The sequence below is a fragment of the Kineococcus mangrovi genome (assembly GCF_041320705.1).
Taxonomy (GTDB): domain Bacteria; phylum Actinomycetota; class Actinomycetes; order Actinomycetales; family Kineococcaceae; genus Kineococcus; species Kineococcus mangrovi.
Window position 1 is genome coordinate 73,907 of sequence record NZ_JBGGTQ010000007.1, and the last position, 16,739, is coordinate 90,645.

At 74.3% G+C, this 16,739-nt stretch carries 18 protein-coding genes; 12 read left to right on the forward strand and 6 right to left on the reverse strand.

Annotation, left to right across the window (positions count from 1 at the left end; genetic code table 11):
- Position 1 precedes the first annotated feature (1 nt).
- Positions 2 to 829: an inositol monophosphatase family protein gene (locus tag AB2L28_RS15320; RefSeq protein WP_370719847.1), complete on the forward strand. Its 828-nt coding sequence runs from the start codon at positions 2 to 4 to the stop codon at positions 827 to 829.
- A 90-nt stretch (positions 830 to 919) separates the two neighbouring features.
- On the opposite strand, the gene AB2L28_RS15325 is transcribed toward AB2L28_RS15320, so the two are convergent.
- Positions 920 to 1,222: a hypothetical protein gene (locus AB2L28_RS15325; RefSeq protein WP_370719848.1), complete on the reverse strand. Its 303-nt coding sequence runs from the start codon at positions 1,220 to 1,222 to the stop codon at positions 920 to 922.
- Between the two features lie 546 nt (positions 1,223 to 1,768).
- On the opposite strand from AB2L28_RS15325, the gene AB2L28_RS15330 reads away from it, so the two are divergent.
- Positions 1,769 to 2,068: a DUF4193 domain-containing protein gene (locus AB2L28_RS15330; protein WP_370719849.1), complete on the forward strand. Its 300-nt coding sequence runs from the start codon at positions 1,769 to 1,771 to the stop codon at positions 2,066 to 2,068.
- Here the strand turns inward: AB2L28_RS15330 and AB2L28_RS15335 are convergent.
- Positions 2,043 to 2,558, reverse strand: coding sequence for a DUF3093 domain-containing protein (locus tag AB2L28_RS15335; protein ID WP_370719850.1), 516 nt, complete (start codon positions 2,556 to 2,558; stop codon positions 2,043 to 2,045). The genes AB2L28_RS15330 and AB2L28_RS15335 overlap by 26 nt on opposite strands.
- A 207-nt stretch (positions 2,559 to 2,765) precedes the next feature.
- Here AB2L28_RS15335 and dut point away from each other — a divergent pair, with 207 nt between their 5' ends.
- The 5 genes from dut (at position 2,766) to AB2L28_RS15360 (ending at position 5,426) form a co-directional block, all read left to right on the forward strand.
- Positions 2,766 to 3,254 carry a dUTP diphosphatase gene (dut, locus tag AB2L28_RS15340; protein WP_370720009.1) on the forward strand — a complete coding sequence of 163 codons (489 nt, stop codon included), beginning with the start codon at positions 2,766 to 2,768 and terminating at the stop codon, positions 3,252 to 3,254.
- On the forward strand, positions 3,251 to 4,096 hold the full coding sequence (locus tag AB2L28_RS15345; protein WP_370719851.1) for a DUF3710 domain-containing protein: 846 nt from the start codon (positions 3,251 to 3,253) through the stop codon (positions 4,094 to 4,096). Before dut ends, AB2L28_RS15345 begins: the two co-directional genes overlap by 4 nt.
- Positions 4,097 to 4,185: 89 nt before the next feature.
- A complete protein-coding gene (locus AB2L28_RS15350) occupies positions 4,186 to 4,596 on the forward strand; it encodes an OB-fold nucleic acid binding domain-containing protein (RefSeq protein ID WP_370719852.1) in 411 nt (136 codons plus the stop codon).
- 2 nt (positions 4,597 to 4,598) lie between these two features.
- Positions 4,599 to 5,243: a DUF3159 domain-containing protein gene (locus tag AB2L28_RS15355; RefSeq protein WP_370719853.1), complete on the forward strand. Its 645-nt coding sequence runs from the start codon at positions 4,599 to 4,601 to the stop codon at positions 5,241 to 5,243.
- Between the two features lie 33 nt (positions 5,244 to 5,276).
- Positions 5,277 to 5,426 (forward strand): hypothetical protein, encoded by a 150-nt coding sequence (locus AB2L28_RS15360; RefSeq protein WP_370719854.1) that lies wholly within the window; start codon positions 5,277 to 5,279, stop codon positions 5,424 to 5,426.
- On the opposite strand, the gene trmB is transcribed toward AB2L28_RS15360, so the two are convergent.
- On the reverse strand, positions 5,413 to 6,102 hold the full coding sequence (gene trmB, locus AB2L28_RS15365; RefSeq protein WP_370719855.1) for a tRNA (guanosine(46)-N7)-methyltransferase TrmB: 690 nt from the start codon (positions 6,100 to 6,102) through the stop codon (positions 5,413 to 5,415). The two genes, AB2L28_RS15360 and trmB, sit on opposite strands and share 14 nt — an antisense overlap.
- Positions 6,103 to 6,406: 304 nt before the next feature.
- Here trmB and AB2L28_RS15370 point away from each other — a divergent pair, with 304 nt between their 5' ends.
- Complete coding sequence (locus AB2L28_RS15370; protein ID WP_370719856.1) at positions 6,407 to 6,973, forward strand: alpha/beta fold hydrolase; 567 nt, start codon at positions 6,407 to 6,409, stop codon at positions 6,971 to 6,973.
- A gap of 91 nt (positions 6,974 to 7,064) precedes the next feature.
- Here the strand turns inward: AB2L28_RS15370 and AB2L28_RS15375 are convergent, their stop codons facing one another.
- Both AB2L28_RS15375 and AB2L28_RS15380 read right to left on the reverse strand, forming a co-directional pair.
- Positions 7,065 to 7,724 (reverse strand): potassium channel family protein, encoded by a 660-nt coding sequence (locus AB2L28_RS15375; RefSeq protein WP_370719857.1) that lies wholly within the window; start codon positions 7,722 to 7,724, stop codon positions 7,065 to 7,067.
- A complete protein-coding gene (locus tag AB2L28_RS15380; RefSeq protein WP_370719858.1) occupies positions 7,724 to 8,389 on the reverse strand; it encodes a potassium channel family protein in 666 nt (221 codons plus the stop codon). Before AB2L28_RS15380 ends, AB2L28_RS15375 begins: the two co-directional genes overlap by 1 nt.
- Before the next feature lie 39 nt (positions 8,390 to 8,428).
- Here AB2L28_RS15380 and AB2L28_RS15385 point away from each other — a divergent pair, with 39 nt between their 5' ends.
- Positions 8,429 to 10,501 (forward strand): APC family permease, encoded by a 2,073-nt coding sequence (locus AB2L28_RS15385; RefSeq protein WP_370719859.1) that lies wholly within the window; start codon positions 8,429 to 8,431, stop codon positions 10,499 to 10,501.
- Entirely contained in the window at positions 10,498 to 11,874 is a 1,377-nt protein-coding gene (locus AB2L28_RS15390; protein ID WP_370719860.1) for a class I SAM-dependent RNA methyltransferase, read from the forward strand. The genes AB2L28_RS15385 and AB2L28_RS15390 overlap by 4 nt, the downstream gene beginning before the upstream one ends.
- Positions 11,875 to 11,881: 7 nt before the next feature.
- On the opposite strand, the gene AB2L28_RS15395 is transcribed toward AB2L28_RS15390, so the two are convergent.
- Positions 11,882 to 12,064, reverse strand: a complete 183-nt coding sequence (locus AB2L28_RS15395) for a hypothetical protein (RefSeq protein ID WP_370719861.1) — start codon at positions 12,062 to 12,064, stop codon at positions 11,882 to 11,884.
- Positions 12,065 to 12,372: 308 nt separating this feature from the next.
- On the opposite strand from AB2L28_RS15395, the gene acnA reads away from it, so the two are divergent.
- Together acnA and AB2L28_RS15405 are read left to right on the forward strand one after the other, a co-directional pair.
- A complete protein-coding gene (acnA, locus tag AB2L28_RS15400; RefSeq protein WP_370719862.1) occupies positions 12,373 to 15,162 on the forward strand; it encodes an aconitate hydratase AcnA in 2,790 nt (929 codons plus the stop codon).
- An 80-nt stretch (positions 15,163 to 15,242) separates the two neighbouring features.
- The gene (locus AB2L28_RS15405) at positions 15,243 to 16,739 is read left to right on the forward strand and encodes a hypothetical protein (protein ID WP_370719863.1); all 1,497 of its coding nucleotides are present in this window, start codon (positions 15,243 to 15,245) and stop codon (positions 16,737 to 16,739) included.

Consider the following 16,739-nt stretch of genomic DNA (forward strand, 5'->3'; position numbering starts at 1 on the left):
GGTGGAGCACCCCGCGCCCGCCGACCTGCGGCGGCTGGCCGTCGAGGTCGCCACCGCGGCCGGTGAGCTGATCTGCGCCGGTCGCCCCGAGCGCGTGGAGGTGGCTGCGACGAAGTCCAGCCCGACCGACGTGGTCACCGCCATGGACACCGCCTCCGAGCAGCTCGTGCGCCAGCGGCTGCGCCTCGCACGCCCGCACGACGGGTTTCTGGGCGAGGAGGAGGGGTACGAGGCGGGCACGAGCGGGCTGACGTGGGTGGTGGACCCCATCGACGGGACGGTCAACTACCTCTACGGGTTGCGCTCCTACGCCGTCAGCGTGGCCGTCGTGGCCCACGACCCGGCCGGGCCGCCGGACCCGGCGACGTGGACCGTCCTGGCGGCCGCCGTCGTCGACCCGTCCGCGGCCGAGACGTGGTCGGCGCAGGCCGGCGGGGGTGCCTCGCTCACCGACGCCCGCGGCAGCCACCCGTTGCGCGCCGGTGCCGGCCCGGCGCTGGGGCACGCGCTCGTGGCCACGGGGTTCGGCTACGACCCGGTCCGGCGGGCCGAGCAGGCGGCGGTCCTCTCGCGGCTGCTGCCGCAGGTCCGCGACCTGCGCCGCATCGGCACGGCGTCCCTGGACCTGTGCGCGGTGGCCGCGGGGCGCGTGGACGCCTACTACGAGCTGGGCCTGAACCCGTGGGACTTCGCCGGCGGGTGGCTCGTCGCCCGCGAGGCCGGTGCCGTCGTCACCGACTTCGCGGGCGGGCCGGCCGGCCCGCACGGGGTGCTGGCCGCCGGTCCCGGGCTGCACCCCGTCCTGCGCGGGGCGCTGGCCCTGGGGTGAGGCCTCCCCTCGACCGGTGACAACGAAGAGCCCGACCCCCCGGCGGGGGGTCGGGCTCTTCGCGTGCGGTCCCGCCGCGGGGAGGCGGTCTCAGGCCGGGGCGCACTCCGCGCCGGCGGGGACGTCGGTGCGGACGTCGGTGTGGCGGACGTCGACCGTGGTGCGTCCCGGCTGGCTGGCCAGGTAGGCGACGGTGTCGGGCAGCGCCACGTCCTGCGCGGCGGCGAGGTCCACGAGGGCCTCGAGGTCGTCCAGCAGAGCCTGGGCGAGGTCGTCGTCGCCGGCGGCGGCGGCGGAGTCGATGGTCGCGCGGGTGCGCTGGACGCGGTCGGACAGTTCGGCCACGAACGTGGGCGAGGTCTCAACGGACGTGCTGGGTTCGTGCTCGGGCACGGCACCTCCCTGCGGGGCGTCGGGAGCTCCTCTCGGCCGCGCGCTCCGTCCCGGGCGCGGGGCGCGGGACGGGCGGCCGGATCGGCGGGGACGCGAGAACACTACGGCCCGGCGGCCACGCGGCCAACTCCCAGGGTGTCCCGGCTGTGGACAGTCCCCCTGACGGGTGCACGCGCGGTCCGGGTCGTGAAAGACGTTGCCGGAGCGCGGAAGTGACGCACGTGACAGGTGCTCCGGCGACGTTGACCCGTTCGGGTGGTCGTGGCCGCGGGGGCTTGCGGTGCCGGGCACGACCCGCCCCCGTTCGAGTCCGGGCCGCGGGTAGGTCATGATGCGTGCTCGCTCGCGCGCAGCGCGGGTGGACGCAGGGGGCGGGGAAGGACCGGTCCCGGGCATGGAACGGGCGGTCGGGGCGTTGTCCCCGCCGCACCGGGGACCCGGTGCCGGCACGACGCGCGGGAACCGGCGGATGAAGCAGGATCACCAGCACGTCCTGCACGACGAGGACGACGGACGCCGAGAAGGCATGGAGTGTGAGGCGAGGTCATGGCGACCGACTACGACGCACCGCGCAAGAACGACGACGAGCTGAACGAGGACTCCATCGAGGAGCTCAAGGCCCGTCGCACGGACAAGAGCTCGGGCGCCGTCGACGAGGACGAGACGGAGGCGGCCGAGGGCTTCGAACTGCCCGGTGCCGACCTGTCCAACGAGGAGCTGTCGGTGCGGGTCCTCCCGCGCCAGCAGGACGAGTTCACGTGCTCGAGCTGCTTCCTCGTGGTGCACCGCAGCCAGCTGCACGACTCCGGCGACGGCCGCATCATCTGCAACGACTGCGCCGCCTGATCTCGGAGGCCAGGCGCTGCGGACGGCGGGTCGACACCACCCAGTAAGGGGTGGGGTCGCCCGGGTCGTCCAGGTGGATCCGCACGGCGGGTCCGACCCAGGAGCGGATCGCGAGGTGGGCCCGGGCGTCGAGCCCGGGCCCCAGTGCGTCCCGGCGCTCCTGCCGGGTGACGACGTCGACCCCGGAGACGACCGACAGCGGCAGCGTGGCGCGCCCCACCCGGAACTCCCGGTCGTCCAGGCGCGTGGTCCAGGACAGGCTCAGCAGGACGCCCACCGCCAGGAGGGCGCCGAGGACCGCGCCGACGAGGGCTCCGCGACCGCCCCAGATCGGCAGGGCGACGAGTGCGCCGCCGACGACGGCGGGCAACCAGGACAACCAGGTCGTGACCGCCGGCCACCACGTCTCCCGACCGTCCCACGCGCGGTCCGCGCCGGTGGGTCCGTCGGCGGGCTGCGGGGGCGGGGAGGGGCGGGTCGGGCTCGACACCCGCCCAGGGTCGCACGCGCGGGACCGGGACGGGGCCGCGGCGGGCGTGCCCGGCGTCGTCCCCGGCGTCGTGCCCGCGCGACACCCGCCGGCGATCGGCGCACCCGGCCGGTGGGCCCGGGCAGGGGCGGGCCGGGCGGGGGGTGACGGGTAGGGTCGGTCCCCGTGAGCGACGCGTTCCCGCAGGCCGAGGAGGTCCCGGCACCCCTGCCGGTGCCCGTCCTGCTCGCCTCCCCGGAGGCCCTGCCGACCTACGCCCACCCCGGCGACGCCGGTGCCGACCTGACCACGCGCGTCGACGTCGTCGTCGGGCCCGGCGAGCGCGTCACGGTGCCGACGGGGGTGTCCCTGGCGCTGCCCGCCGGTCACGTCGCCTTCGTCGTGCCCCGGTCGGGGCTGGCGGCCAAGCGCGGCCTGACGGTCCTGAACTCCCCCGGCACGGTCGACGCCGGGTACCGCGGGGAGGTGCGCGTCACCCTGCACAACACCGACCAGCGCGAGGCGGTGCAGCTGCGCGTCGGCGACCGCGTCGCCCAGGTCGTCGTCCAGCGCGTCGAACGCGTCCACTTCGTGCCCGTCGAGGAGCTGCCCGCCTCGGCGCGCGGCGCCGGTGGGCACGGGTCCACCGGCGGCAGCGACGCGCTCGCCCACGTCCACCCCGTCCCGTCCACCCCCACCCCCGAGGAGCGACCGTGAGCCTCTTCCGCCGCCGCAAGGTCGCCGAGACCACCCCGACCGACCCCGCCACCGGTCCCGCCGGCGCGGACGTGGCCGAGGACAGCGCGTCGGTGACCGCGGCCGAGGCCGGCGTCGAGACCGCCTCGGCCTCCTCGGGCGTCGTCGACGACCCCGAGGCGCGGGCCGCCGCCGAGGCCGGCGCCCCGCCGCGGGCCGAGCCGGCGCCGGAGGCGTTCGACCGGTCCGCCGGCCCGTTCGACCTCGCCGAGGTCGACGAGGCCGACGAACGACTCGTCCTCGGCGGGCTGCGCCTGGTCGGGCGCGAGGGCATGGAGCTGCGCTTCGAGGTCGAGGAGGGCTCGGGCCGGGTCATCGCGGTCACCGTGGGGATGAACGGGTCGACCGTCCAGCTGCAGGTGTTCGCCGCCCCCCGCACCAGCGGGGTGTGGGAGGAGATCCGTCCCGAGATCGCGCAGGCCGTGCTCCAGCAGGGCGGGGCCGCCGAGGAGCAGGACGGGCCGCTGGGGCGCGAGCTGCTGTGCCGGCTGCCGGTGCGGACCGAGGACGGCCGCACGGCCCACCAGCCCACCCGCTTCGCCGGGGTGGACGGGCCGCGCTGGTTCCTGCGCGCCGTCTTCAGCGGTCCCGCCGCGCACGACGCCGCCTCCGCCGCCGAGCTGGAGAGCGTGGTGCGCGAGGCCGTCGTCGTCCGCGGGGACGAGGCCATGGCCCCGCGCGAGCTGATCGCCCTGGCCCTGCCGGAACAGCCCGCGCCGGTCGAGGCGCCCGCCGGGGAGACCTCCGGGCGCGCGGACCTCGACCCGTTCGAGCGCGGACCCGAGATCACCGAGGTCCGCTGACGTCCTCGGCGTCCACACCGCCGGAACGCCGCCGGAACACCGCCCCGGCGGGTGACGTTGAGACTCCCAGGCGACCGGAAGGGCCTACTGTGAGTGCCGTGCCGAAGTCCTCAGTGCTGAGCGCGCCCCTGTGGCGCCGTGCTCTGGCGCGGTTCACCGCGTCGAACTCCGACCTCGCCGCCGAGGAGGCCCAGGAGGACGCCCTCCGCCACGGCGGGACGCCCTGCGGGCAGGTCCCCGACCGCACGCGGGCGTGCGTCTGCGGGACGCTGCGCTCGGTGACGCTGCGCCCCCGCGGCGGGGTGCCGGCGCTGGAGGCCGAGCTGTTCGACGGGTCCGGGTCGGTGCAGCTCGTGTGGCTCGGCCGCCGGCGCATCGCCGGGGTCGAGCCGGGGCGCCGGGTCAAGGCCAAGGGGCTCGTGGCCTGCGACGACGGCCAGCGGGTGATCTTCAACCCGGTCTACGAGCTCGTGTGCGCCGAGACGGCCGAGAGGGCCTAGGGGTGGCACCGTCGGCGCCCGAGGGTCCGCAGACGGTCGAGGAGCTGGTCCGCCTGCGCCTGTCGACCACGCTCGGGGGGTGGCGCGGGCTGCTGGACTCCGCCGTGGCCCCGCTGGCGTTCCTCCTCGCCTGGCTGACGACGAGCGACCTGTGGACCTCGGTCGGGGCGTCCTTGGCGGTCATGCTCGTCGCGCTCGTCGTGCGCATCGCCCGCCGCGAGACCGTCCAGTTCGCCCTCGGCAGCATCCTCGTCACGGCGGTCGCAGCCTTCGTGGCCTCGCGCACCGGCCGGGCGCAGGACGTGTTCCTCCCCGGCATCCTGCTCAACCTCGCCCTCGCGGTGGCGTTCGCGGTGTCGATGCTCACCCGCTGGCCCGTCGTCGGCTTCCTCGTCGGGGCCGTCACCGAGGAGCCGACGGCCTGGCGCCGCGACCGCGGGATCGTCGCCCTGTGCCAGAAGCTGACGGCGCTGCTGCTGGCCGGGTACGTGCTGCGGGTGGCCGTGCAGCTGCCGCTGTACCTGACGGACAACACCACCGGGCTGGCGGTGGCGAAGCTGGTGATGGGCTGGCCCCTGCTGCTGCTGGGTCTCCTCGTCGCGGGCGCGATGCTGCTGAAGGGGCGCACCCCCCTGCAGGTGCGGTGAGGGTCACCTACCTCAGCCTGTTACCTTCGGCGCGTGGGCAAGAAGAAGAAGGACCTGTGGCCGAAGTCGAAGTGCTGCGAGTCCAAGGACAAGTGCCGGCGGTGCCCGCTGCGGATGCTGAAGGAGGGCACCATGCCCGAGGGCTGGACCGTCAAGCGCCGCCGGCTCGTCAAGGTCGACTGACCCGGGTCGCGAGCACGTCCGTGACGACGTGCCCCAGGGCCAGGCCTCGCCGCTCGAACCGGGTGAGCGGCCGCCACGCCGGGCGGGACCGGTCGGGCGACAGCTCGAAGCGCGGGTCCGCCCCGACGACCTCGACCACCTGCTCGGCGTAGGGCTCCCAGTCGGTCGCGCAGTGCAGCGTGCCGCCCGGGGCGAGCCGGTCGGCCACGAGCGCCACGAAGCCCGCCTGCAGCAGCCGGCGCTTGTGGTGGCGCGCCTTGGGCCACGGGTCGGGGAAGTACACCCGGACCCCCGCCAGGGTCCCCGGCCCGATGCGCGCGTCGAGCAGTTCCCGCCCGTCCCCCTCCAGGAGGCGGACGTTCTCCAGCCCGTGCTCGAGGACCCCCTGCAGCAACGCCCCGATCCCGGGGGTGTGGACCTCGGCCGCGAGGACGTTCGTGCCGGGGTCGGCCTGCGCCATGGCGATCGTCGCGTCCCCCATCCCCGAACCGATCTCGAGGACGACGGGACAGTCGTTCCCGAACAGGTGGGACAGGTCCAGCCGCCCCGGGCCGGCGGGGACGGCGAAGCGCGGCAGGTGCGTCGCCAGCGCCTCCTGCCGCTCGACCCCCATGCGCCCCCGCCGCAGCTTGTAGGACTGCAGGGGCGTGCCGGGGGGGACGGGAGTGGTGCTCACCGCCCCATTCTCGGGCACCGGCGGGTGGACCCGTCGACGAACGCCACCCCTGCGACGGGTGGGGTCGGTCTTCGCTGCCGGGTCGGCCGGGTCGGCCGTGTCGACGGCCTGCGCCCCACGACGGGTTCTCTGCCGGTGCCGTACCGTGGCCCGGCCCCCTGGTCGGCGGAGGAACCGTGAGCACTCCCGCACCCGAGCAGCCCGACGTCCCGGACCTGCGGGCGCCCGACCGCACCCACCGACCGACGACGTCCGACGGGCTGACGGGCTGACGGGCTGACGGGCTGACGCTGAGCGTGGACGAGTGGGACGGCACCGCGCCTCCTACGGCGAGGCGCGGATGGCCCAGGACGTGCTGGAGGTCCTCGACGCGCTCGGACTGCCGCAGGTCGACCTCGCCGGTTGCTCGATGGGGTGGGTCGTTTCCCTGATCTTCGCCGCGCAGCACCCCGACCGGGTGCACCGTCTCGTGGTCGTCGGCGGGGTCGGGGCGGGCGTCGTCGAGCTCGGTGGCGTCGACACCCGCGCCCTGCCCGCCTCCGGACTGGCCGAGGCGTTGCGCGCGCCGGACCCCGGTGAGCTCGGCGACGAGCTGCTGCGGGGTTTTCGCGCCTTCGCGGTCTCTACCGGCAACGATCTGCTCGCCCTCGCCGCGCAGGCCGACGTCGTGCACGCCTCGCGCATCGACCTGACCTGCGTCGCGGTGCCCACGCTCGTCGTGGCCGGCGGGCAGGACCCGCTGGCGGCCCGGCCGCAGGTGCTCGCCGACGCCGTCCCCGGGGCGCGCCTCCAGCTCGTCACCGGTGACCACGCGACGACGTTCACCGACCCCCGGTTCAGGCGGGGGACCGCCGCCTCCCTGCAGGCCTGACGCGCTCGCCGGCCCCTCGTGCACCGGTGCCGGCGGCCCGGTGCGCGTCCTCGGAGCGGTCCTGCCCGGCCACGGTCCCGGCGGGGGGCCCTCAGCCGGCCGCGAGGATGGTGCGCAGCTGGGCCTCGGCGTCCGGCACCGACAGGAACAGCAGGTGGTCGCCGGGTTCGAGGACGTCGTCGGGGCTCGGCGGCAGCGGCCGCTCCGCCCGCACGATCGCGACGAGCACGGTGTCCTCCGGCAGCCGGACCTCCCCGACGGTGCGGCCCAGGACCGGGCTGCCCTCCTCGAGGGTGTACTCCGCCATCGACGCCTGGCCCTGCTGGAACGTGAAGAGCCGGACCAGCTCGCCGACGCTCACGGCCTCCTCGACGAGGGCCGTCATGAGCCGCGGCGTCGACACGGCGACGTCCACGCCCCACGCCTCGTCGAACAGCCACTCGTTCTTGGGGTTGTTCACGCGCGCCACGGTGCGCGGGACGCCGTACTCGGTCTTGGCCAGCAGGGAGACGACGAGGTTGGCCTTGTCGTCACCGGTGGCGGCCACGACGACGTCGCAGTCGGCGAGCTCGGCCTCCTCGAGGCTGGAGATCTCGCAGGCGTCGGCCAGCAACCACTGCGCGTCCGGGACGCTGGTGATCTTCATGGCCGCCGGGCTGCGGTCGATGAGCAGGACGCGGTGGCCGTTGCCCAGCAGCTCCCGGGCGATGGAGCGGCCGACGATCCCGGCCCCGGCGATGACGACGCGCATCAGGCCCTCTCCTCCGGTGCGGCGGCCAGCACGGCCGCGGCGGACGTGGTGCGCTCGTCGGCGACGACGACGTGCACGACGTCGTCCTCCTGGTAGGCCATGCCCTTGACGGGCACGACCCCCTGACCCAGTCGCGTCAGGTACGCCACGCGGACCCCCGCGGCGGTCTCCAGGGCCGACAGCGGCCGCCCGGCCCAGCCCTCGTGCACGGGCAGCTCGACGAGCACGACGCGCCCGGAGGCGTCGCGGAACTCGCTGAGGGCCCCCTCGGGCACGAGGCGGCGCAGCACCTGGTCCGCCGTCCAGCGCACCGTGGCGATCGTGGGGATGCCCAGGCGCTCGTAGACCTCGGCGCGGCCGGGGTCGTAGATGCGCGCCACCACGTTCTCGACGTCGAACTTCTCCCGCGCCACGCGCGCGGCGAGGATGTTGGAGTTGTCCCCGGAGGAGACGGCGGCGAAGGCGCCGGCCTCGTGGATGCCGGCCTCGACGAGGGTGTCGTGGTCGAAGCCGACACCGGTGACGCGCCGGCCCGCGAAGGTCGGGCCGAGGCGCCGGAAGGCGTCGACGTCCTGGTCGACCACCGCCACGCTGTGCCCGCGCTGCTCCACGGTCACCGCGAGGCTGGAACCGACCCGGCCACAGCCCATGATCACGAAGTGCACGTCCCGAACGCTACCGTCTTGCGCCTACCATCGGCAGACGTGCCCTCTGTGACCGATGCGGTCAAGCGCGTCCTGGTCGGGCGGCCGTTCCGCAGCGAACGGCTGTCCGAGACGCTGCTGCCCAAGCGCATCGCCCTGCCCGTCTTCGCCTCCGACGCGCTGAGCTCGGTCGCCTACGCGCCCGACGAGATCCTGCTGACGCTCTCGATCGCCGGCATCGCCGCCTACGCGCTGTCGCCGTGGATCGCGGCGGCCGTCGTCGTGGTCATGTTCGTCGTCGTCGCCTCCTACCGGCAGAACGTGCACGCCTACCCCTCGGGGGGCGGCGACTACGAGGTCGCCACGGTCAACCTCGGGCCCAACGCCGGGCTCACCGTCGGCAGCGCGCTCCTCGTCGACTACGTGCTCACGGTGGCGGTGTCGATCTCCTCCGGGGCGCAGTACGCGGCGGCGGCCGTCCCGGCCCTGCGCGGGCACGAGGCCCTCTTCGCGGTCGCGCTGGTGCTGGTGCTGATGTCGGCCAACCTGCGCGGCCTGCGCGAGAGCGGGGCCGCGTTCGCCGTCCCCACCTACATCTTCATGGCCTCGATCATCGGCATGGCGCTGTGGGGCTTCGCCCGCTACCTGCTCGGGGACCTGCCCGAGGCCCCCAGCGCCGGGTTCGACCTCACCGCCGAGCACGACATCTCCGGCGGCCTGACGAGCCTGGCCGGGGCCTTCCTCATCCTGCGGGCCTTCTCCTCGGGGGCGGCCGCCCTGACGGGGGTCGAGGCCATCAGCAACGGGGTGCCGGCCTTCCGCCGGCCCAAGAGCAAGAACGCGGCGACGACCCTGCTCCTTCTCGGGCTGACGAGCGTGACGATGCTGGTGAGCATCATCGCCCTGGCCGGCATCACGAGGATCCGCTTCGCGGAGGACCCCGCCCGGCAGCTGCTGCGCGACGGGGTGCCGGTGGGGGAGGGCTACGTGCAGGACCCGGTCATCGGCCAGCTGGCGGCCACCGTCTTCGACCACTTCCCGGTCGCGTTCTACGTCGTCACCGCGGCCACCGGCGTCATCCTCGTGCTCGCCGCCAACACGGCCTTCAACGGCTTCCCGGTGCTCGGCTCGATCCTGGCCCGCGACGGTTTCCTGCCCAAGCAGCTGCACACCCGCGGGGACCGGCTCGCGTTCTCCAACGGCATCATCGCCCTGGCCGTGACCGCGATCGTCCTCATCGTCGCCTTCGACGCCGAGGTGACGCGGCTGATCCAGCTCTACATCGTCGGCGTCTTCGTCTCGTTCACGATGAGCCAGACGGGGATGATCCGGCACTGGAACCGCCACCTGCGGACCGAGACCGACCCCGCGGTCCGGGCGCGCATGCGCCGGTCCCGCGTCATCAACGGCATCGGCCTGGGCCTGACGGCCACGGTCCTGGTCATCGTCCTGCTGACGAAGTTCACCCAGGGCGCCTGGATCGCGATCCTGGCGATGGTCGTCGTCTTCGTGAACATGAAGCTCATCCGGCGCCACTACGGCAACGTCAGCCGCGAGCTGGAGGTGGCGCCCGACGCCAAGGCCAAGGCGCTGCCGACGGGGGTCCGGGGGGTCGTCCTGGTCTCCAAGCTCCACAAGCCGACGTTGCGCGCCCTGGCCTTCGCCCGCGCCGCCAAGCCCACCGACCTGCAGGCCGTGACGGTCGCGGTGGAGCCGGAGGAGACCGCGGCGCTGCAGCAGCGCTGGGAGGCGCTCGGCGTGCCGGTGCCGCTGACCGTGCTCGACTCCCCCTACCGGGAGATCACCCGGCCCGTCCTGGAGCACGTCAAGGCGCTGCGGGCCCGCCACCCGCGCGACCTCGTCATCGTCTACGTGCCCGAGTACGTGGTCGGGCACTGGTGGGAGACCATCCTGCACAACCAGTCCGCGCTGCGGCTGCGGGCCCGGCTGCGCTACCAGCCGGGCGTCATGGTCGCCAGCGTCCCCTGGCAGCTGTCCAGCTCGGCGGGTCTGGAGGACCGCGACGAGCGCCAGGCCCCCGGCACCGTCCGCCGCGGCACCTTCGGGCCCGGACCCGTCGACCGCGGCCCCGGCCCCGGCCAGAGCACCAGCACCACCGAGGAGACCCCGTGAGCACCCCCGCCCGACGCCCCGCCCCCGCCCGTCGAGGCGGGCGGGGCCGCAGCTCCCGACGACCCGCTCCCGCCGGTCCCGACGCCCGCGGCACCGAGCTGGAGCTCGAGGTCGGGCCGATCGCCCACGGCGGGCACTGCGTCGCCCGGCACGAGGGCCGCGTCGTCTTCGTCCGGCACGCCCTGCCGGGCGAGCGCGTCCTGGCCCGCGTCACCGAGGGTGCCGAGGGGGCCTCGTTCTGGCGGGCCGACGCCGTGCGCGTCCTGTCCGCCGACCCCGACCGCGTCGATCCCGCCTGCCCCGTCGCCGGCCCCGGCCTGTGCGGGGGGTGCGACTTCCAGCACGTCGCCCCCGCGCGCCAGCGCGCGCTGAAGGCCGCCGTCGTCACCGAGCAGTTCCGCCGGCTCGCCGGGCTCGACGTCGCGGTGGAGGTCGAGGAGGCCCCCGTCGCGGACGCGGACGGGGAGGGGTTGCGCTGGCGCACCCGGACCCAGTTCGCGGTCGACGCCGAGGGCCGGGCGGGGCTGCGCGCCCACCGGTCGCACCAGGTCGTGCCGCTGACGGACTGCCCCATCAGCACCCGCGCGGTCACCGGTTCCGGCGTCCTCGGCGCCCGCTTCGGCAACGTCGCGACGCTCGAGGTCGCCGCCGGGTCCGACGGTGCGGCCCCCCTGGTCGTCGTCGACCCGCTGCCCGGCACCCACGCCCACGTGCCCAAGCTGTCGGACGCCTCCGTCGCGGTCCGCACGCCCGAGGGCCTGCACCGCGTCTCCGGCCGCACCTGGGTCGGGGAGCGCGTCACCGTGCGCGTCGGGGACACCGAGCGCGAGCACGCGTTCCGCGTGGGCGGTGCGGGCTTCTGGCAGGTCCACCCCGCCGCCCCGCGCCTGCTGGGCGAGGCGGTCCTGGCGGCCCTGGAGCCGCGGGCGGGGGAGCACGCCCTCGACCTCTACTCCGGGGTCGGGCTGTTCACGGCGCTGCTGGCCGACGCGGTCGGTACCGAGGGGACGGTCCTGGCCGTCGAGGGCGAGGAGCGCGCCGTGCGCGACGCGCGGCGCTCGCTGCACGAGCACCCCCGGGTGGAGCTGTGGGCCGGGGCCGTGGAGGAGGCGCTCGGCGACGACGAGCTGACCGCCCGCCGCACCGACCTGGTCGTCCTGGACCCCCCGCGCTCCGGCGCCGGCCGCGTCGTCGTCGAGGCGATCGCGGCCCTCGCGCCGCGGGCCGTGGCCTACGTCGCGTGCGACCCGGCGGCGCTGGCGCGGGACACGGCCTCCCTCGCCGAGCACGGCTACCGGCTCGACGGCCTGCGCGCCTTCGACCTGTTCCCCATGACGCACCACGTGGAGTGCGTGGCGCGCTTCGTGCGCTGACCGGGGTTCAGGCGTCCTGGCGCTCGCGGACGTCGAGACCGTCGAGGGCCTGCAGGACGTCCTCGAGCACGTCGGCGGGGGACTCCCCCCGGGCGAGGTCGACGACCGCGTCGGGCTGCCAGGCGCGGAAGACCTCGCGGGTCGAGTGGCGGGGCACGTGGCGCGGGCGGCGGCGGGAGAGCAGGGGCATCGGGGACCTCCGGGGCTGGCGGCTGGGGCGTGCCCCCACTGTGATGACCGAGCGTGACCCCGTTCAAGCCGCGTGTGGTGCGTCCGTGTGCACCCGTCCGGGTGGTCCGTCGCCCGGCGAGACGTCCCGGGGCCGGTGGTGGTGCCCGGGCGCGGCCCCGCCACCGGTGGTATCTTGATGTCGAGATAAGTGGTCGCGAGGAGACACCCCGCGAACGGTGCCGCCACCGACGGTGGGACCATCGAGCACGGCAAGGACGACGGCGCGGTGCGACGCGACGACGTCGGACGACGAGTGAGGAGCTCCCGGTGAGCAGCCACAACAGCTTCGAAGCCAAGGCTACCCTAACAGTGTCCGGGACGGACTACACGATCTTCCGCCTCGACAAGGTCGAGGGGTCGGCGACGCTGCCGTTCAGCCTCAAGGTCCTCCTGGAGAACCTGCTGCGCACCGAGGACGGCGCGAACATCACCGCCGACCACATCCGCGCCCTCGGCGGCTGGAAGCCCGAGGCCGAACCGGACACCGAGATCCAGTTCACCCCGGCGCGCGTCATCATGCAGGACTTCACCGGTGTGCCCTGCATCGTCGACCTCGCCACCATGCGCGAGGCCGTCGGCACCCTGGGCGGGGACCCGACCAAGGTCAACCCCCTGGCCCCGGCCGAGCTCGTCATCGACCACTCCGTCATCGCCGACGTCTTCGGCCGCCCCGACGCGTTCGAGCAGAACGTCGAGATCGAGTACGGCCGCAACCGCGAGCGCTACCAGTTCCTGCGCTGGGGCCAGACGGCCTTCGACGACTTCAAGGTCGTCCCGCCGGGCACCGGGATCGTGCACCAGGTGAACATCGAGCACCTCGCGCGCGTGGTGTTCCCCCGTCAGGTGGGCTCGGAGCTGCAGGCCTACCCCGACACCCTCGTCGGCACCGACTCGCACACCACGATGGTCAACGGCCTGGGCGTCCTCGGCTGGGGCGTGGGCGGCATCGAGGCGGAGGCGGCCATGCTCGGTCAGCCCGTCTCCATGCTGATCCCGCGCGTCGTCGGGTTCAAGCTGTCGGGGGCGATCCCGGCGGGCGCGACCGCGACCGACGTCGTCCTGACGATCACCGAGATGCTGCGCAAGCACGGCGTCGTCGGCAAGTTCGTGGAGTTCTACGGCGAGGGCGTGGCCTCGGTGCCGCTGGCCAACCGCGCCACCATCGGGAACATGAGCCCGGAGTTCGGCTCCACGGCCGCGATCTTCCCGATCGACGACGTGACCCTGGACTACCTGCGCCTGACCGGGCGCAGCGAGGAGCAGGTCGCCCTCGTCGAGGCCTACACCAAGGAACAGGGCCTGTGGCACGACCCGGCGGTCGAGGCCGAGTACTCCGAGTACCTCGAGCTGGACCTGTCCACGGTCGTCCCCAGCATCGCCGGGCCCAAGCGCCCGCAGGACCGCATCGTCCTGGCCGACGCCAAGGCCGCGTTCCGCGCCGCCCTGGGCGACTACGTGGCCCCCACGTCGGCGCAGGACGAGGCGCTCGCCGAGACCTTCCCGGCTTCCGACGCCCCCACCGCCAGCGGCAGCGAGGCCGGCCAGGAGCCGCACGCGCCGGGTCTGGCCAGCGGCCGCCCGTCGAACCCGGTGGCCCTGACGATGGCCGACGGGACGCAGACCGAGATCGACCACGGCGCCGTCGCCATCGCCTCGATCACCAGCTGCACCAACACCTCCAACCCCTCGGTCATGGTCGCGGCCGCGCTGCTGGCCAAGAACGCGGTCGAGAGGGGCCTGACCCGCAAGCCGTGGGTGAAGACGTCGCTGGCGCCGGGCTCGAAGGTCGTCACCGACTACTACGACAAGGCCGGGCTGACCCCCTACCTGGAGAAGATCGGGTTCCACCTCGTCGGCTACGGCTGCGTCACCTGCATCGGCAACTCCGGCCCGCTGCCGGAGGAGGTGTCGGCGGCCGTCCAGCAGAACGACCTGGCCGTCACCGCCGTGCTGTCCGGGAACCGGAACTTCGAGGGCCGGATCAACCCCGACGTCAAGATGAACTACCTGGCCTCCCCGCCGCTGGTCATCGCCTACGCGCTGGCCGGGACGATGGACTGGGACGTCGAGAACGACCCGATCGGCCAGGACGAGTCCGGCCAGGACGTGTTCCTGCGCGACATCTGGCCCGACGCCGCCGAGGTCGAGCGGGTCATCGGCGAGGCCATCAGCAAGGACATGTTCGTCAAGGACTACGCCGACGTCTTCGCCGGTGACGAGCGCTGGCAGGGTCTGCCCACGCCCGAGGGCGACACCTTCGCCTGGGACGCCGACTCGACCTACGTCCGCAAGCCCCCGTACTTCGAGGGCATGCAGGCCGAGCCGTCGCCGGTCACCGACATCTCCGGCGCCCGCGTGCTCGCGCTGCTCGGGGACTCGGTGACCACCGACCACATCTCCCCGGCCGGGTCCATCAAGCCCGACAGCCCGGCGGGCGTGTACCTGTCCGAGCACGGCGTGGAGCGCGCGGACTTCAACTCCTACGGCTCGCGCCGCGGGAACCACGAGGTGATGATCCGCGGCACGTTCGCGAACATCCGCCTGAAGAACCAGTTGCTGGACGGCGTCTCGGGTGGTTTCACCCGGGACTTCACCGCCGGCGGCGAGCAGACCTCGATCTACGACGCGGCCCAGAACTACGCCGCGCAGGGCACTCCCCTGGTCGTGCTGGGCGGCAAGGAGTACGGCTCGGGGTCCTCGCGCGACTGGGCGGCCAAGGGCACCGCGCTGCTGGGTGTCAAGGCCGTCATCACCGAGAGCTTCGAGCGCATCCACCGCTCCAACCTCATCGGGATGGGCGTCGTCCCGCTGCAGTTCCCGCAGGGGGAGTCGGCGGCCTCGCTGGGCCTGGACGGCACCGAGACGTTCGACATCGCCGGCATCACCGAGCTCAACGAGGGCCGCACGCCCCGCACGGTGAAGGTCACCGCCACCAAGACCGACGGCGGCACCGTGGAGTTCGACGCGGTCGTCCGCATCGACACCCCCGGTGAAGCGGACTACTACCGCAACGGCGGGATCCTGCAGTACGTGCTGCGGTCGCTGACCTCCGTCTGAGACTGCGGCGCACCGACGACGAGGGCCGTCCCCGACCGGGGGCGGCCCTCGTCGCGTCCGGGGTGTGGTGGGATCACCCCGTGCCCACACCCGCCCGCCCCTCCTCCCGGGTGGTTCTGCCCCTGTTCGGCGCCGTCGTCGGTGCCCTGCTGTCGTGGACCACCTCTCGGGGCCTCATCGACGACACGTACATCACGCTGGCCTACGCGCGGAACCTCGCCGAGCACTTCCACTGGGGGATGACGCCCGGGATCACCTCGAATTCCGCGACCTCGCCGCTCAACGTGGGGTTGCTGGCGCTGGGGTTCCTCCTCGTCGGGCCGTTCGCGGGGGCGGACGGGGAACTGGCCCTGGGGGGCGTGACGACGGTGCTGGCCGCGGTCGCCGCCGGGTGCGCCGGGGTCGTGACACGTCGCGCCGGGATCTCCGCCTGGTGGGCCGGCGCGGCCGTCGTCGTCGTGCTGGCCAACCCGCTGCTGGTCTCCGCGGTCGGTCTCGAGGTCGTCCTCGTGTTCGCCGCCGTCCTCGCCCTGCTGGCCGCCGGGGTCGCCGGCCGGCCGGCCCTGTACGGCGTCGTGGCGGGCCTGGCCCTGCTGGCCCGGCTGGACACCGTGGTGTTCATCGTCGTGCTGGCCCTGTTCTCCGGTCCGGTGCTGCGCAGGCTGCACGTCGCCGTCCTCACCTGCTGCGCCGTCTCGCTGCCGTGGTTCGCCGTGAGCTGGTGGTTCCTGGGGTCGGCCATCCCCGACACGTTCGTCATCAAGACGAACCAGAAGAACTTCGGGCCCGACCGCACCTACCTGCAGGGGTTGTGGACGCACTACTGGCCCAACACCCCCGTCGCCGTGGGGGTCGGCGTCGCCGGCGCTGCGCTGGGGGTCGTCGTCCTGGTGCTCCTGCTCGTCCGGCTCGTGCGGACACGGGACGCCGTGCGGCGCGGTCTCACCGGCCTCGGGGTCGGTGGGGTCGCGTACTTCGGGGTCTACAGCGTCCTGGGCGTGCCCCCGTACCAGTGGTACTACGTGCCGCCCGCCGCGACGCTGTCCTTCGTCGCCGTGCTCGGGCTGGGGGTGCTGCTGCACGACCGGGCCCGGTACGTCGTCCCCGTCGTCACGGCCCTGGCCGCGGTGGGCGGGCTGGCCGCGTCCGTGCCGGCGGCCGCGTTGCCGCTGCCGTGGGCCTACCCCCCGGTGTTCGGCAACTTCGCCACCCCCGCCCAGTACCGGGCGATCGGCGCCGACGTCGGCGCGATCGTGGGGAACGAGCGCGTCACCGCGCCGGGGGAGATCGGGTTGCTGGCGTACTCGTGCGACTGCGAGATCGTCGACCAGTTCTCCGACCCGGCCGTCCTGCAGCCCCTCGTCGAGACGCGCATCGAGGAGGCGGACCCCGTCCTGCAGCAGCTGCTGCGCTGGAACTACGCCCGGCGCGATCCCGGACCGGTGCAGCCCCAGCCCTGGGCCCTGCGCTGGCGCAGCGCCGCGGTCCCGCCGCCGGCGGGCGTCGCGGAGTGGACGACGACGGCCGGGACCTGGCGCACGGAGGACGTCCTCGTGCTGTTCCGCGCCGACGGCTGA